16 protein-coding genes are annotated in these 14,322 nt (G+C 73.1%); 8 read left to right on the top strand and 8 right to left on the bottom strand.

The window, feature by feature from the left end:
- The first annotated feature begins 168 nt into the window (after positions 1–168).
- Both ACZ6IM_RS15380 and ACZ6IM_RS15375 read left to right on the top strand, forming a co-directional pair.
- A complete protein-coding gene (locus tag ACZ6IM_RS15380) occupies positions 169–999 on the top strand; it encodes a PP2C family protein-serine/threonine phosphatase (RefSeq protein ID WP_052841377.1) in 831 nt (276 codons plus the stop codon).
- Positions 1,000–1,049: 50 nt separating this feature from the next.
- Positions 1,050–2,039, top strand: coding sequence for an MASE1 domain-containing protein (locus ACZ6IM_RS15375; protein ID WP_052841378.1), 990 nt, complete (start codon positions 1,050–1,052; stop codon positions 2,037–2,039).
- Positions 2,040–2,129: 90 nt separating this feature from the next.
- On the opposite strand, the gene rhaS is transcribed toward ACZ6IM_RS15375, so the two are convergent.
- The 3 genes from rhaS to ACZ6IM_RS15360 all read right to left on the bottom strand — a co-directional run bounded on the left by rhaS (position 2,130) and on the right by ACZ6IM_RS15360 (position 5,273).
- On the bottom strand, positions 2,130–3,206 hold the full coding sequence (gene rhaS, locus ACZ6IM_RS15370; RefSeq protein WP_052841379.1) for a rhamnose ABC transporter substrate-binding protein: 1,077 nt from the start codon (positions 3,204–3,206) through the stop codon (positions 2,130–2,132).
- Between the two features lie 161 nt (positions 3,207–3,367).
- Complete coding sequence (locus ACZ6IM_RS15365; RefSeq protein WP_052841380.1) at positions 3,368–4,834, bottom strand: MFS transporter; 1,467 nt, start codon at positions 4,832–4,834, stop codon at positions 3,368–3,370.
- The gene (locus tag ACZ6IM_RS15360; protein WP_052841381.1) at positions 4,827–5,273 is read right to left on the bottom strand and encodes a MarR family winged helix-turn-helix transcriptional regulator; all 447 of its coding nucleotides are present in this window, start codon (positions 5,271–5,273) and stop codon (positions 4,827–4,829) included. The genes ACZ6IM_RS15365 and ACZ6IM_RS15360 overlap by 8 nt, the downstream gene beginning before the upstream one ends.
- A gap of 308 nt (positions 5,274–5,581) precedes the next feature.
- Here ACZ6IM_RS15360 and ACZ6IM_RS15355 point away from each other — a divergent pair, with 308 nt between their 5' ends.
- Both ACZ6IM_RS15355 and ACZ6IM_RS15350 read left to right on the top strand, forming a co-directional pair.
- Positions 5,582–6,643 (top strand): hypothetical protein, encoded by a 1,062-nt coding sequence (locus ACZ6IM_RS15355; protein ID WP_469556924.1) that lies wholly within the window; start codon positions 5,582–5,584, stop codon positions 6,641–6,643.
- Between the two features lie 162 nt (positions 6,644–6,805).
- The gene (locus ACZ6IM_RS15350; RefSeq protein ID WP_469556922.1) at positions 6,806–7,210 is read left to right on the top strand and encodes a ribosomal maturation YjgA family protein; all 405 of its coding nucleotides are present in this window, start codon (positions 6,806–6,808) and stop codon (positions 7,208–7,210) included.
- On the opposite strand, the gene ACZ6IM_RS15345 is transcribed toward ACZ6IM_RS15350, so the two are convergent.
- From ACZ6IM_RS15345 to ACZ6IM_RS15335, 3 genes are read right to left on the bottom strand one after another with little or no spacing between them, the layout of a single operon-like run.
- Entirely contained in the window at positions 7,197–8,054 is an 858-nt protein-coding gene (locus ACZ6IM_RS15345) for a 5-oxoprolinase subunit C family protein (protein WP_469556920.1), read from the bottom strand. The genes ACZ6IM_RS15350 and ACZ6IM_RS15345 overlap by 14 nt on opposite strands.
- Positions 8,051–8,776: a 5-oxoprolinase subunit B family protein gene (locus tag ACZ6IM_RS15340; protein ID WP_052841384.1), complete on the bottom strand. Its 726-nt coding sequence runs from the start codon at positions 8,774–8,776 to the stop codon at positions 8,051–8,053. Before ACZ6IM_RS15340 ends, ACZ6IM_RS15345 begins: the two co-directional genes overlap by 4 nt.
- Positions 8,773–9,525: a 5-oxoprolinase subunit PxpA gene (locus ACZ6IM_RS15335; RefSeq protein WP_052841385.1), complete on the bottom strand. Its 753-nt coding sequence runs from the start codon at positions 9,523–9,525 to the stop codon at positions 8,773–8,775. The genes ACZ6IM_RS15340 and ACZ6IM_RS15335 overlap by 4 nt, the downstream gene beginning before the upstream one ends.
- A gap of 217 nt (positions 9,526–9,742) precedes the next feature.
- Between ACZ6IM_RS15335 and ACZ6IM_RS15330 the strand changes: the two genes are divergently transcribed.
- The 4 genes from ACZ6IM_RS15330 to ACZ6IM_RS15315 are packed head-to-tail and all read left to right on the top strand — an operon-like array spanning position 9,743 to position 13,145.
- On the top strand, positions 9,743–10,462 hold the full coding sequence (locus tag ACZ6IM_RS15330; protein WP_052841386.1) for a DUF969 domain-containing protein: 720 nt from the start codon (positions 9,743–9,745) through the stop codon (positions 10,460–10,462).
- On the top strand, positions 10,459–11,433 hold the full coding sequence (locus ACZ6IM_RS15325; protein ID WP_052841387.1) for a DUF979 domain-containing protein: 975 nt from the start codon (positions 10,459–10,461) through the stop codon (positions 11,431–11,433). The genes ACZ6IM_RS15330 and ACZ6IM_RS15325 overlap by 4 nt, the downstream gene beginning before the upstream one ends.
- A gap of 36 nt (positions 11,434–11,469) precedes the next feature.
- On the top strand, positions 11,470–12,120 hold the full coding sequence (gene pcp, locus ACZ6IM_RS15320) for a pyroglutamyl-peptidase I (RefSeq protein WP_052841388.1): 651 nt from the start codon (positions 11,470–11,472) through the stop codon (positions 12,118–12,120).
- Positions 12,120–13,145 carry a DUF2891 domain-containing protein gene (locus tag ACZ6IM_RS15315; RefSeq protein WP_469556917.1) on the top strand — a complete coding sequence of 342 codons (1,026 nt, stop codon included), beginning with the start codon at positions 12,120–12,122 and terminating at the stop codon, positions 13,143–13,145. Before pcp ends, ACZ6IM_RS15315 begins: the two co-directional genes overlap by 1 nt.
- Before the next feature lie 7 nt (positions 13,146–13,152).
- On the opposite strand, the gene ACZ6IM_RS15310 is transcribed toward ACZ6IM_RS15315, so the two are convergent.
- Positions 13,153–13,944 (bottom strand): alpha/beta fold hydrolase, encoded by a 792-nt coding sequence (locus ACZ6IM_RS15310; RefSeq protein WP_469557217.1) that lies wholly within the window; start codon positions 13,942–13,944, stop codon positions 13,153–13,155.
- Between the two features lie 81 nt (positions 13,945–14,025).
- Entirely contained in the window at positions 14,026–14,196 is a 171-nt protein-coding gene (gene rpmF / locus ACZ6IM_RS15305) for a 50S ribosomal protein L32 (RefSeq protein WP_052841391.1), read from the bottom strand.
- Positions 14,197–14,322 lie beyond the last annotated feature (126 nt).

Raw genomic sequence — 14,322 nt, 5'->3', positions numbered from 1 at the left:
TGGCGGCGGGACCCGCCCGTCGGTCGCCCTTCTCCGCGTGCCCGCGCACCCTTCCGCCGCCGCCCCCGGGCGGCTCCCGCATGACCTTTTCCGCCCCGGGTGACAGACTTGCACTGTCCAGGGGGCCGAGAGGCTCCTGCCGGGAGGCGGCCTGGCGGGGAGTGGTCGATGTTCCGCAAACAGCCCGCACCTGACGGTGAAGAGCTGCTCGCCCGGCTGGCCTCGTTGACCACCCGGGCCAAGGAGCTCGCGGAGCTGCGGCGGTCGCAGGTGGAGCTGGCGATCGCCCTGCAGCGCGACATGCTCCCGGCGGACCTGCCCGTCGTTCCCGGCATTCACCTGGCCGCCTGCTACTCGCCCGCGTACGCCGGACTCAACGTGGGCGGCGACTGGTACGACGCCTTCACCCTCCCCGACGGCCGTATCGGCCTCTCCGTCGGCGATGTCCAGGGCCACGCCATCGACGCGGCCGCCTTCATGGGCCAGGTCCGGGTCGGCCTGCGAGCGCTCGCCTCCGTGACCAGTGAACCCGGTGACCTCCTCGCCTGCACGAACGAGCTGGTCCTCTCCCTGAACAAGGACCTGTTCGCCACCTGCACCTTCATGCGCTACGACCCGGCGTCCGGCCTGCTGGAGAGCGCCCGGGCCGGCCACGTCCCCTGCGTCCGGGCCACGGCGGACGGCAGGGCGGAGGTCTGCCGGGACGAGGGCGGGCCCCCGCTGGGCGTCCTGGAGGGCACCGACTACCCCGTGACCCGGTACCGGCTCGCCACCGGCGGGGTGTTCGTCCTGGTCACGGACGGTGTGGTGGAGGGCCCCTCCCTGAGCGTCGACGACGGCCTGGAACGGGTGGTGCGGCTGGCCGGCCTCGCCGCCGTCGCCGGGATGGAGGTGCACGCGCTGGCGGCCGCCGTGCTCAAGAACGCCGAGCTGATCGGGCACGAGGACGACGCCGCCGTGCTCGTCGTCGGCCATGACAGGCGGGGCGTTACGCCGTAGGGCGGGTCGGCGCGCCTGTCACCTCGCCGACCCGGCGGCACCGGTGTCTGATGGCTGCTGTGGTGGGTATCCGTGCATGGCCGCGACCGGTCGTCCTCGCCTGTGCGACGCTGCTGGTCGCCGGCTGCTACTACGCGGCGGGGCGGCTCGGACTGTCGCAGCAGCTGACCGCCGACGGTTCGGTCGTGACGCCCATCTGGCCGCCCACCGGCCTCGCGGTGGCGTGCCTGCTCCTGTTCGGGCCGTGGTGCGTGCCGGGCATCGCCCTCGGCGCCCTGCTGGTCATACTCTCCCTCGGAGACCTTGGGGCCGAGGCCGTCGGAATCATGGCCGGCAACACCGCCGCCCCCGTCTGCGCCTGGCTGATGCTGCGCGCGGTGGGGTTCCGCGTGAGCCTGAGCCGTCTGCGCGACGGACTCGCGCTGGTCTTCCTCGGCGCGCTGACCGCCATGCTGATCAGCTCGGGCACGGGCGTCGGCATGCTCGTGCTGGCGGACAAACTCCCCACCGGCCATCTGGAGATCGTCTGGCTGGCCTGGTGGGTCGGTGACGCCATGGGCGTCGTCCTGGTCACCCCGCTGCTGCTCCTGCTGTACCGTGCTCGCCTGCCGCCCCCGTCAGCGCGCTGGGCCGAGGCCGTCGGGCTCACCGTCGTCGTGTGCGTCCTGGTGCCGCTGATCATGTACAGCTCGGTCAGCGTGCTGTTCCTGGCGTATCCCATCCTGATCTGGTCGGCGCTGCGCTTCCAGCTGGCGGGCGGCATCCCGTGCGCCCTGTTCGTGTCGGTGACGGCCACCGTCGTGGCCCGGCACGAGGCAGGCTCCTTCAGCAAGCTGACCGACATCGAGACGATGATGCGACTCCAGGCGTTCAACGGCACCCTGGGACTGACCGCGCTCCTGCTCTCCGCGGTGATCAGCGAACAGCTCAACACCAGACGGTCGGTGGAGCGCGCCTGCCACGAGCTGGTCGAGGCACTTCAGCACCTGAACGCCGGCGGCTCCGGCAACCAGGGCCCGCCCGGAGGAGACGCCCGGTGAGCGGCAAGCGCTCGGCACCCCGGCCCGGTCGCTTCAGGCGGCCGCCGCCCGGCCCCGGACATCACCCGTCCGGGGCCGGGCGCACGGTGGTCAGAAGTCGTAGTCGTCGATGTTCCCGGCGTCGAACACCGTCGGGTCGCCGAGCGTGATGACCCCGTTCCCGCCGAGCTTGTACCAGCCCATGTCGCCGGCCAGGAACATCTGCCCCTCCCGGCCGGTGATCTGTCCGGAGGCGAGGGCCACCGCGGCGTGACCGGCCAGTTCGCCGAGCTTGGCCGGGTCCCACAGCAGGAACGCCTCCACCGTGCCGTCCTCGATGTAGGGACGCATGTCGTTGGGGGCGCCGAGCCCGGTGAGCTTCACCTCGCCCTTGTACCGCGACTGGGACAGGTACTTCGCGGCCGCCTTGATCCCGTTGGTGGTGGGGGAGATGATCCCCTTCAGCTTCCCGTGGTCCCGCAGCAGCTCCTCGGCCTTCCGGTACGACTTCTCCGCCTCGTCGTCGCCGTGGACGACGTCCACCAGCCGCATCTCCTTGTACCGCGGATCCTCCAGCTCCTTCTTGATGCTGCTGATCCAGGCGTTCTGGTTCGTCGCCGTCCGGGCGGCGGACAGGATCGCGATGTCGCCCTTGTAGCCGATCTGCTCGCCGAGCAGTTCCAGCTGCCGTACGGCGATGTCCTCGGCGCTCGCCGGGGAGACGAAGGCGTAGCGGCACTCGGGCTTGGTGTCGGAGTCGTACGTGACGACCTTGACGCCCTTCGCCATGGCCTGCTTGAGGGCGTCGCACAGCGCGTCGGGGTCCAGCGCCGAGACGGCGATCGCGTCGGCCTTCTGCTCGGTGAGGTCGTTGATGTGGGACACCTGCCCGGAGGCGTCGGAGCCCTGGTCCGTGCCCACCTCCTTGAAGGTGGAGCCCAGGGCCTCGACGGCGCGCTCCCCGCCCCGGTCGGCGACCGAGAAGTACGGCGTGTTGACCTGCTTGGGAAGGAAGCCGACGGTCAGGCCGGTCTTGGTGGGCGCGTTGGGGGAGGCCTCGGCGTTCTTGGCGTTCGCCGCCGTGTCGCCCGCCGGGCTGTCACCCTCACCGCACGCGGCGGTGAGGAGACTGAGGGAGGACACGGCGGCGACGAGTACGGCGGCGCGGCGTGAGGGGGTGTTGTGCATGTGCTTCTTTCGGAGGGCCGCCCGAGCGTGGGGCCAGGGCACTGAAAGGATTCAATGAAGCTTGACCGGGACGCTAGGCACAAACGTGGTCGTGGTCAATGCACTTGCGGGAAACAGTTGTTGAGCCCGCGGCCTCTCAGGTCTGCCCCTTCGGGGGTTGCTCAGGCCGACACCCGCGTGTCCGCCCCCGCCGCCCGGCCGAGCGTGCGGTCGAAGAGGGTGAGCAGCAGATAGAGCACGCCGGCGCCGAGCATCACCCAGGCCAGCCGGTGCAGGCCGCCGGTGTCCGCGCGCTGTCCGAAGGAGGCCGCGGTCGCGGAGGAGGCGACCATCGAGCCGATGTAGGCGAAGGTGCGCAGCAACCCGGCCGAGGAGGCGGTGCGCTCCGGGTCGGCCTGGAAGTAGACGGAGTTCTGCAGGGCGAGGTTGTTGAGCCCCTGCGGGACGCCGAAGATCAGCGCGACCAGCAGCAGCATCCACAGCGGGCTGTCGCCGCCCAGCGTGAGGATCACCAGGCACGCGGCGATCTGTCCGACCGCGCCGAGCAGCAGTTTCCCCCGGACGCCGGTGCTGCGCCCCGACACGAGCGAGACCCCTATCGCCAGCAGGAACATGGGGATCTGCGCCAGGCCGGCGTGGAAGGGCGTCAGCCCGAAGCCCTCCTCGGTCCACTGGGTGAAGCCGTAGAGGAAGGAGTACGCGACGACGTAGGCCACGAGGGCCCGCCCGTAGGTGGCCAGCAGGGGAGTGTTGCCGCCGAGCACCCGCAGGTCGATGAAGGGCGTGGCGGCGCGCAGTTCCCGTACCGCGAACGCCGCTCCCGCGGCGGCGGCGAGCACGAGCAGGTACCAGTCGCGCAGGTGCAGGTTCATCAGGAAGAGCAGCAGCGAGACCAGCATCGCCGCGAACAGTCCCATGCCGGGCAGGTCGAGGCGGGCGGCCAGGCTCCCGCGCCGCGCGGACCGGTCCGCGGGCTCCGCGGTGGACTCCGCTGCGGGCTCGGCCGTGGACCGCGCCGCGGGCGCAGCCTTGGGCAGCCGCAGCAGCCCCAGCAGGACGGCCGCGACGGCCAGGGGCACGTTCAGCGCGAAGGTGGCGCGCCAGCCGCCCACCGCGATCAGCAGGCCGCCCAGCAGCGGGCCGACGACGGCGATGGTCTGGTTGGCCACCGCCAGCGCGGTGAGCACGCCGCCGGGGCTGTTCCGTCCGGTGCGCTCGGCCTCGCTGCGCACCAGGGCCATCGCCGCGGGGTAGCCGGCGCAGGTGCCGAACCCGAGCAGGACCCGCGCGCCGATCAGCACACCCAGGTCGGGCGCGAGGGCGCCCACGGCACCCGCGACGCCGACGAGGCCGGTGCTGAGGAGGAAGAGCCGGCGCGGTCCGAAGACGTCGATGAGCCGGCCGACGACCGGCTGTCCGAGCGACGTGGCCAGATAGAGGGCGGAGACGAGCCAGGCGGTCTGCGAGGCCGGCGCGCCCAGGGCTCTGCCGATCGGGACGAGGGCGACCGCGATGATCGTCGAGTTGATCGGGTTGAGCACCGAACCGAGCAGCATCGGCGGCAGCAGTCCGCGGTCGAAGCCGGGCCGCTCCGTGCCGACCTCCGGGTCCGCCTTCGCGTCAGTCACGGTTCAGTCGCTCCAGCACGGCCATGGCCGCGATCACGGTCCGGCGTTCCTCCTCGGTGCACCGGTCCTGGAGGCGCGCGGCGAGCCATTCCGTGCGGGCCTGCCGTCCCTCCTCCACGCGGCGGACGCCCTCCGGGGTCAGCGTGATCAGCAGGCGCCGTCCGTCGTCGGGGTCGGGGTGCCGCTCCACCAGCCCCATGGAGGCGAGGGCGGTGACCGTCGCCGTCATCGACTGGTGCCTGACCCCTTCGGTCGCGGCGAGTTCGCTGGCCGTGACGCCCCCATGGTCGGACAGCCGGGCCAGCACCGAGGCCTGGCCCAGGGTGAGGTCCTCGACCTCGGACGCCTTGAGGATGCGCCTGCGCAGCCGGCTGATGACCGCCCGGACCTCCCGCGAGGCCTGGACGGCCGACGGTGAGGGGCTCTCGTTCTCGCTCATGCCCCCAGAATAATGTCCACAGGTTGAGCTGTACAGCTTGACCTGTACACAAGGCTCGCGAAGGCGGCCGCGGAGACGCCGGGTCTCGTCGGGGTCGGTGAGCACCCGTCAGCAGCCGACGGCCGACTCCGCACGGGTGGCGACTCCGCCCGGACCGAGGTCCCTCCGCGTGGCCTGCCCGGTTCACGGCGGCCCCGTCGAGTACGACGGCTACAGCAACGACGCCTGGTCATGTCTGCCCGGCCACGGCGGCTACGTCTCCCGCACCTTCCTCGACCTCGACGACGCCTGGCTCCCGGAGTGCCCACATGCTGACCCCTTCCCCCCGCCCCAGACCTCGCACCACCCGCGCCCCGAGCGGCACGGTGTGCCTGCTCGCCCTCGTCGGCACGGCCCTCGCCACCGTGCCCGCCGAGGGCGCCGAGGGCTTCGACCCATCCGCTCCGGTGTCCTGGCGGGCCGACCTGGCCCCGGTCGGCACCGACGACGTCAACGTCCGGTACGACTCGGGCGCCCTACGGGTACGCGACGGCTCGGTCAGCCCCGCCTCCCTCGGCCGGGACCGCGGCTACGCCTCCGCGGTACTGGACCCGCACCCCGTGGGCCGTCCCGTGAACCGGGTCGCCGTGGCCCTCGACGCGACGGTGCCCGACACGGCGAGCGTCGAGGCCGACGTACGCGGACGCGCGGCCGACGGCACCTGGACCGAGTGGCGGGGTGCGGCGCCCGGCGCCCCGGCCGAACTGCCCCGCGACGTCGTCGACGTCCAGGCCCGGCTCACCCTGTGGAACGCCAAGGGCGGGCCGACCGCGGTGGTACGGGCGGTGACCCTGACGGCGGACGACGCGGGCACCGCCCCCGCCGAGCCCGCGCCGACGACCAGGGCCGCCGCCTTCTCCGCCCGCGTCTACGCCACCCGCGAGGGACTCGTCGGGTACACCACCGCCAACGGGCACGTCATCGAGGCCGACGATCACTTCGTGGCCCTCCCCTCGCGTCGGGCCCTGTCGCCCAAGGGCAGCGGTCAGTACTCGGTGCAGGTGTGCGGGCCCGCCCGCTGCGAGACGGCGCCGGTCTGGGACGTCGGCCCGTGGAACACGCACGACGACCACTGGAACCCCTCGGCGCAGCGCGAGCAGTGGAAGGACCTGCCGCAGGGGCTGCCCCAGGCCCAGGCCGCCTACGAGGACGGCTACAACGGCGGGCGCGACGAGTTCGGCCGGCAGGTCGCCAACCCGGCAGGCATCGACCTCGCCGACGGCACCTTCTACAACGTCGGTCTCGACGACAACGGCTGGGTGACCGTCACCTACCTGTGGACTGAGAGCGGCGGTGACACCACGCCCCTGTCGACCACGGCCGGCTCGTGAACCACGACGGCCACGGCAACGCCGCCCGGCCCTGACTGCCCGACCACGACGGTTACGTCTCCAACGTCTTCAACGTCTTCATCGACGTGGCCGACGCCCGGCTCCCGGGCGTCCCCACCTGCCGACCCTCCGACAGGGCGGAACCGGCCGCACAATGGACGCATGACCTCCCCCTCCACCCGGGTCGCCGTGCGGGACGACCAGACGCCCACGCGCACCCGCCTCACGGCCGCCCTGGCCGCAGCGGTGATCGTCGGCGCCGGACTCGGGCTCAGGGCCGTGGCGGCGGGCGCGGTGGCCAAGTACGGCGGAGACGCGCTGTACACCCTGCTGCTGTTCGCCCTCGTCCTCCTGGTGGCGCCGAGGACGGCACCGGCGAAGGCCGCCGCGACGGCCCTGGCGGTGAGTTGGGGCGTGGAGTTCCTCCAGCTCACCGACGTGCCCGCGCACCTCGCCCGGCAGAGCACGGCGGCCCGTCTGGTCCTGGGTTCCACCTTCAACGCACCGGACCTGTTCTGGTACGCGGTCGGCGCGGCGACCGGCCTGCTGGCCGTCAGGCGAGCGTGAAGCGCACCGGGGTTCCGGCCACGGCCTGGGCCGCCGCGGCCAGAGCGGGCTCCGGGACGACGGCGACGACGGGATAGCCGCCCGTCGTCGGGTGGTCGTGCAGGAAGAGCACCGGCCGTCCGTCCGGCGGCACCTGCACCGCGCCCAGGACCATGCCCTCGCTGGGCAGTTCGCCGGCCGACGCGCGCTCCAGCGAGGGTCCCTCGGTGCGCAGGCCGATGCGATTGCTGTGCGGGGAGACACGGTAGGTGGCCGAGGTGAAGGCGCGCAGGGCGGCCGGGGTGAACCAGTCGGCGCGGGGGCCGAGCCGTACCGGCAGGACCAGTTCGGCGGGCGGTCCGGGCCAGGGCGCGGCGACCGGCGCCGGCACCGGCCGCGCGGGGGTGCCCACCGCGACGAGGTCCCCGTCCCGCAGGGGCTCCGGGCCCAGACCCGACAGCAGGTCCGTCGAGCGGCTGCCCAAGACGGGTTCGGCGGCGATGCCACCCGCGACGGCCACGTACGAGCGGACGCCCGCGGTCGCCGCCCCCACGTCCAGGACCGAACCCGCCGGCACCCGCACCGGGGCGCCCCAGGCGACCGGTCCGCCGTCGACCGTCACCGGGCAGGGCGCACCGCCGACCACGGCGGTGACGTCCTGGTCGGGCCGCAGGGCGCAGCCGGTCAGGGTCGTCTCCAGGACGGCGGCGTCCGGAGCGTTGCCCAGGAGACGGTTGGCCAGCCGCATCGCGGGCGCGTCCAGCGCACCGGAGCGGGGTACGCCCAGATGGGCGTGACCGGGCCGGCCCGAGTCCTGCACCGTCGTGAGCGCCCCGGAGCGCACGATCGTGAGCTTCGTCGTCATGCCCCGGCCTCCGGTCCCGTCCCGACCGCCCCGGTGCCGCCGGTCGCGGTGCCCGCCGTAGCCGCGCCGTCCGCCGTGACAAACCGCACACGCGTCCCCGGCGTGAGGAGCGCGGCCCGCTCCCGTGCCGGGTCCCACAGCGGCCGTGGGTCGGGCATGGTGCCGATCAGCTGCCAGCCGCCGGGGGTGGCGCGGGGGTAGACCGCGCTGTACGGACCGGCGAGGGCCACCGCGCCCGCCGGGACGCGGGTCCTGGGCGTGGACCGGCGGGGGACGTGCAGCCGAGGGGGCAGTCCGGTGAGGTAGCCGAACCCGGGCGCGAACCCGCAGAAGGCGACCCGGTAGGTGTGCGAGCCGTGCAGGGCGCCGACCTCGTCACTACCGACGCCCCACAGGGCCGCCACGTCGGCCAGGTCCGGGCCGTCGTACCGCACGGGGATCTCCACCACGTCCCCGGTGTCGTCCGCGACCGGCGGCACCTCCCAGCCGGCGATCCGGTGGGCCAGCGCCTCGGGGTCCGGCACCCCGTCCAGCAGCACGGTCCGCGCCCCCGGCACGATCTCCCCGACCGGGGGCAGGGTCCCGGCCGCGCGCCGGCGCAGCACCTCGGCGTGGAAGGCGGCGGTGCGCCCGGCGTCGGGCAGCTCGACGAGCAGGGCGTGGCGACCGGCGGGGCGGGCCGTGAGCGACCCGGTGTGCGTCGTGGGGCCGTCGTCCGTCATGCGAACGCCCCGATCCCGACCCCGGACGTCTCCAGCGCCTCGCGCACCCGGGCCGCGATCCGGGCGGCGTTCGGGGTGTCGCCGTGCACGCACAGGGAGCGGGCGGCCACCGCGACCGTCGTACCGTCCGCGGCCTCGACGGAGCCCTCCACGGCGAACGCCACCGCACGCCGTACGACCGCGTCCTCGTCCGTCACCACCGAGCCCGCCTCACGGCGGGGGACCAGGGTGCCCGCCGCGGTGTAGGCGCGGTCAGCGAAGGCCTCCGGGACGCCGGTGAGCCCCGCGTCCGCGGCGGCCGTGAGCAGCCGCGAGCCGGGGAGTCCCAGCACGGGCAGCGCGCCGCCCGCCAGCCGTACCCCGGCCACCACGGCGCGGGCCTGCTCGTCGTCGTGGACGGTGCGGTTGTAGAGGGCGCCGTGCGGCTTCACGTAGGCCACCCGGGCCCCGGCGGCTTCGGCGAACACCCGGAGCGCGCCGATCTGGTACGCCACCTCCGCCGCCAGCTCGTCGGAGGGCACGTCCATGGCCCGCCGGCCGAAGCCCGCCAGGTCGCGGTAGGACACCTGAGCCCCGATCCGCACCCCGCGCTCGGCGGCGAGGTCGCAGACACGGCGCATCACCGCGGGGTCGCCCGCGTGGAAGCCGCAGGCGACGTTGGCGCTGGTGACGACGGAGAGCAGGGCGTCGTCGTCGGTGAGGGTCCAGCGGCCGAAGCCTTCACCGAGATCTGCGTTGAGGTCGATCACACCTTGAAAGTAGACGATCGTTGAACGATCCGACAAGACACTGCCCGTGCGGCCGCCCGCGAGGACGAGGGAATTCACCTCTTGTTAGATCGTTCAACGATCGCTAGTGTCCGTGCATCTGCCACGTATCTGGAGCTATGGTCCCCGGGACCGATGAGTCACGTTCCGAAGCTCCGGATCCGTGCCCTGCCCCCTCATGCCTGAAGAAGGCCACCGAATGATCGTTCTCCTCGGTGTGGTCGTGGTGATCCTCGGATTCGTCACGCGCCGCAACCCCGTCCTCGTGGTGGGCGTCGCCGGTATCGTCACCGGACTGCTCGGCAAGATGAACCCGCTGGAGGTCCTCGCGGCCTTCGGCCGGTCGTTCGCCGACAGCCGCTCGGTCACCGTCTACGCCATCGTGCTCCCGGTGATCGGGCTGCTCGAGCGCTACGGCCTGCGCGAGCAGGCCCGCAATCTCATCGGCCGCCTGGGCAAGCTCAGCGCCGGCCGGTTCCTCACCGTCTACCTGCTGGTCCGGCAGGTCACCGCGGCCTTCGGCCTGAACAGCATCGGCGGCCCGGCACAGACCGTGCGGCCCCTGGTGGCACCGATGGCCGAGGCCGCCGCCGAACGCTCCACCGGGGCCAAGCTGCCCGACAAGCTGCGCGAGAAGGTCCGCTCCTACTCGGCCTCGGCCGACACCGTGGGCGTCTTCTTCGGCGAGGACTGCTTCATCGCCATCGGCTCCATCCTCCTGATCACCGGCTTCGTGAACTCCACGTACCACCAGGACATCGAGCCGACCCAGCTCGCCCTGTGGGCGATCCCGCTGGCCGTCTGCGCCTTCCTCATCCACGGCGCCCGGCTGCTGCTCATGGACAAGCAGCTCGAACGCGAGATGGCGCAGGCCGCCGCCGAGCACGACCTGCCGCTTCCCGAGGGGGCCGACAAATGATCAAGGTCGAATGGCTGTACTGGCTGATAGGCCTCGTCTTCGTCGTGATGGCCGTGCAGATGGCCACCGACCGCAGCAACCCCAAGCGGTGGACGTCCGCCGCGTTCTGGGGCCTGCTCGGACTCACCTTCCCCTACGGCACCGGCGTCGCCAACGCCACCGCGGACAACGGTGGCTGGACCCTGCCCGCCGAACCGCTCGGCGTCGCCGTCCTCGCCCTGATCGTGCTGGCCGGCTTCAACTTCCTCGGCAAGGGCGTCCCGGTCACCACCACCGGCGAACAGCGCGAGGCCGCGGCCGCCCGGCTCGGCAACAAGATCTTCATCCCGGCGCTGACCATCCCGCTCGTCGCCATCGTCTGCGCCTCCGTCCTCGACGAGTCCGGGCTCTTCGAGTCGGGCAAGGCCACCCTCCTCGGGCTCGGCCTCGGCTGCATCGCCGCACTCGTCGTCGGCATGTTCGTCACCGGCGAGAAGAGGGTCTCCGTCCCGGTCCACTCCGGCCGCTCCATGCTGGAGGCGATGGGCTCCGCCCTGCTGCTGCCCCAGCTGCTGGCCGTACTCGGCTCGATCTTCGCCGCCGCCGGGGTGGGCGACCAGGTCGGCGACATCATGAACAAGGTCCTCCCCGACGACTCGAAGTACCTCGCCGTACTCGCCTACTGCGTCGGCATGTTCCTGTTCACCGTGATCATGGGCAACGCCTTCGCCGCCTTCCCCGTGATGACGGCGGCGATCGGCTGGCCCGTGCTCATCCAGCAGATGCACGGCAACGAGCCCGCCGTCCTCGCGATCGGCATGCTGGCCGGCTTCGCCGGCACCCTGTGCACCCCGATGGCCGCCAACTTCAACATCGTCCCGGCCACCCTGCTCGAACTGAAGGACCAGTACGGGCCGATCAAGGCACAGCTGCCGACGGGCATCGCCCTGCTCGGCTGCTGCACCGTCATCATGGCGCTCTTCGCCTTCTGATCCCCGCCACCTCGACCCGCACGGCAAGGAACACCCATGACCCGCGTCCTCATCACCGGCTTCGCCCCCTTCGGCGGGGAGCGCGTGAACCCGTCCTGGCAGGCGGCCCGTCTGGTGGCCGCCGAACCGCCCGCCGGGCTCACCGTCACCGCCGCCGAACTGCCCTGCGTCTTCGGCGAGTCCCTGGACGCCCTGCGCGACGCCGTCCGGGCGCAGGACCCCGACCTGGTGCTCTGCCTGGGGCAGGCGGGCGGACGCCCCGGCGTCACCGTCGAGCGGGTCGCCATCAACGTCGACGACGCCCGCATCCCCGACAACGCGGGCGGGCAGCCCATCGACGAACCGGTGGTCCCGGACGGCCCCGCCGCCTACTTCTCCACCCTCCCCGTCAAGGCGTGCGTCGCCGCCATGCGCGAGGCCGGGGTCCCGGCCGCCGTCTCCAACACGGCCGGCACCTTCGTCTGCAACCACGTGGCCTACGGCCTCGGCCACCTCATCGCCACCGAGTTCCCGCACCTGCGCGGCGGCTTCGCGCACGTGCCCTGGGCCCCGGAACAGGTGCCCGACGGCACCGCGCCCGCCCTCCCGCCCGCCACCGTCGCGCACGGCCTGCGCGCCCTGCTGGCCACCGCCGCCCGCACCCCCGCCGCGCAGGACCTCAAGGTCACCGAAGGAGCCACCCACTGATGCCGCTCAGCGCCCACGCGGCCCCCTTCGCCCAGCTCGCCCTGGCGAACATCACCCGCGAGTACCCCAACTTCCCCGCCCACCTGATCACCTCCGCCGACGAGCACCTCGCACCCCGCTCCCTGCACCCCGCCTTCTACGGTGCCTACGACTGGCACTCCTCGGTGCACATGCACTGGCTGCTGGTCCGCCTGCTCCGCCGCCACGGCGGCACCCCCGCACTGCCGGACACCGAGGCCGCCGTCGCCGCGCTCGACCGCCACCTCACCCCCGAGAACCTCGCCACCGAGGCCGCGTACCTGCGCGACCGTCCCTCCTTCGAGCGCCCCTACGGCTGGGCGTGGCTGCTCGCGCTCGCCGCCGAGTGCCGGGCACACGGGGGCACGGAGGGCGAGCGCTGGGCCGGTGCGCTGAAGCCGGCCGTGGACGCCGTCGACCGGCTGCTGGCCGACTGGCTGCCCAAGGCCACCTACCCGGTGCGCCACGGCAACCACCCCAACAGCGCCTTCGCACTGGGCCTCGCACTCGACTCGGGCGAACTGTCCGCCGGGACAGACCGAGCCGTACGGGAGCGCCTGCTCAGCTGGTTCGCCGACGACCACGACGCGCCCGCGCACTGGGAACCGTCGGGGCAGGACTTCCTGTCCCCGGCGCTCACCGAGGCCGACGCGATGCGCAGGGTCCTCGCGCCGGACCGGCTCGCGCGGTGGCTCGACCGCTTCCTGCCCGGACTCGGCGCCGGTGCCCCCTGCGCCCTGCTGGAGGTGCCGGTCGTCTCCGACCACGCCGACCCGCAGATCGGGCATCTGCTCGGCCTGACGCTCAGCAGAGCCGCCGCGCTGCGCTCCCTCGCCGACGCCCTGGCCGACGGGCCGGTCCGCGCCCGCCTGGACGAGGCGGCCCGGGCACATCTCACCGCGGGCCTGCCGGCGGTGGAGCGCGGTGACTTCACCACCGACCACTGGCTGGCGACCTTCGCCGCCCTGGCGCTCGACCCCCTGGCCCCGGTGGCCGCGCGGCCCTGACGCCGGGTCACCCGCCGCGTGCCGGCGCCCGCCTGACCGGCAGCAGCGTCTCGACCTCGCCCTGGCCGAGGTGGTCCAGGATCAGTCCGTTGACCAAGGTCGCCTTCTCCAGCGGCACCAGGTGGGAGGCGCCGGGCACGACGGCGAGCTGGGCACCGGGCACGGCGCGGTACAGGGCGGTCGTGTGCTCCAGCGTCATCAGGTCGTCGTCACCGGCCATGACCAGGGTGGGCGCCCGGACGCGGGCCAGCTCGTCGGTGGTGAGCGTCGGCTGGGTGCGCCACATGTCGAGCACCTTCGCCGCCACCACCGGCCAGTGGTCCGCGCCGTCCGGCGAGACCGCCTCGTACAGCTCGCGGAAGAACGCCAGGTCCGGTCCCTCGGGCGTCATCGCGTCGAGCATGCCGGGCGCGGCGAAGCACTCGGTCGCGGGACGGAAGTTGGCCCCGATCACCACGACCCCGCGCACCAGGTCGGGCCGGGCGACGGCGACGAGCAGCGCGACGACCCCGCCGTCGCTCCAGCCGACCAGGTGTGCGGGGCCGCCCACGACGGTCTCGACGAACGCCACCGTGTCCTCGGCCATGTCCTGATAGGTGAGGGGGCCCGGCACGTCCGGGGTGTGCCCGTGCGCGCGCCGCTCGGGCAGGAAGACCCGGTACGCGGCGGCGAGATCGGGACGCTGCGCTCCCCACGTGTCGTTGGTGCACAGACCGCCGTGCAGCAGGACCAGCGGTTCGCCGTCCCCCTCGGTCTCGTACCAGGTCCTGACCCCGGGAAGGTCCGCGTAGTCGCCCATCGCCCAGGCCCTCTCCGGCCGCCAGTCGCTCACCGCCAGTCTCCGCCGGGGCCCGCACACCCGCAACGCGGGGGAGGAGGGTCAGTCCTCCGGGCGCAGGAGACCGCGCCGGTAGGCGGGCACCAGGTGCCGCGGGACCCGCAGGGTCACCCCGTCCACCGTCACGGGCACCAGGTCCGGCACGATCGCCTTCCACTGGGCCCGGCGGTGGCGGGTGTTGCTGCGGGACATCTTGCGCTTGGGGACGGCCATGGGCAGGGTCCTTTCGACAGACGGCCGCCCGGCTGCGCGCGCTCGGGGAGCGAGGGAGCCGGGCGTGGGACCGCCGACATTACATGAAAACGATGTTCATTACGAAATTGTTCCCCTCCGAACGGC

This window comes from Streptomyces sp. NPDC042336 (assembly GCF_055581985.1).
Note: the sequence above shows the minus strand (reverse complement) of the source record. Positions and strands in the feature narration are given on the sequence as shown.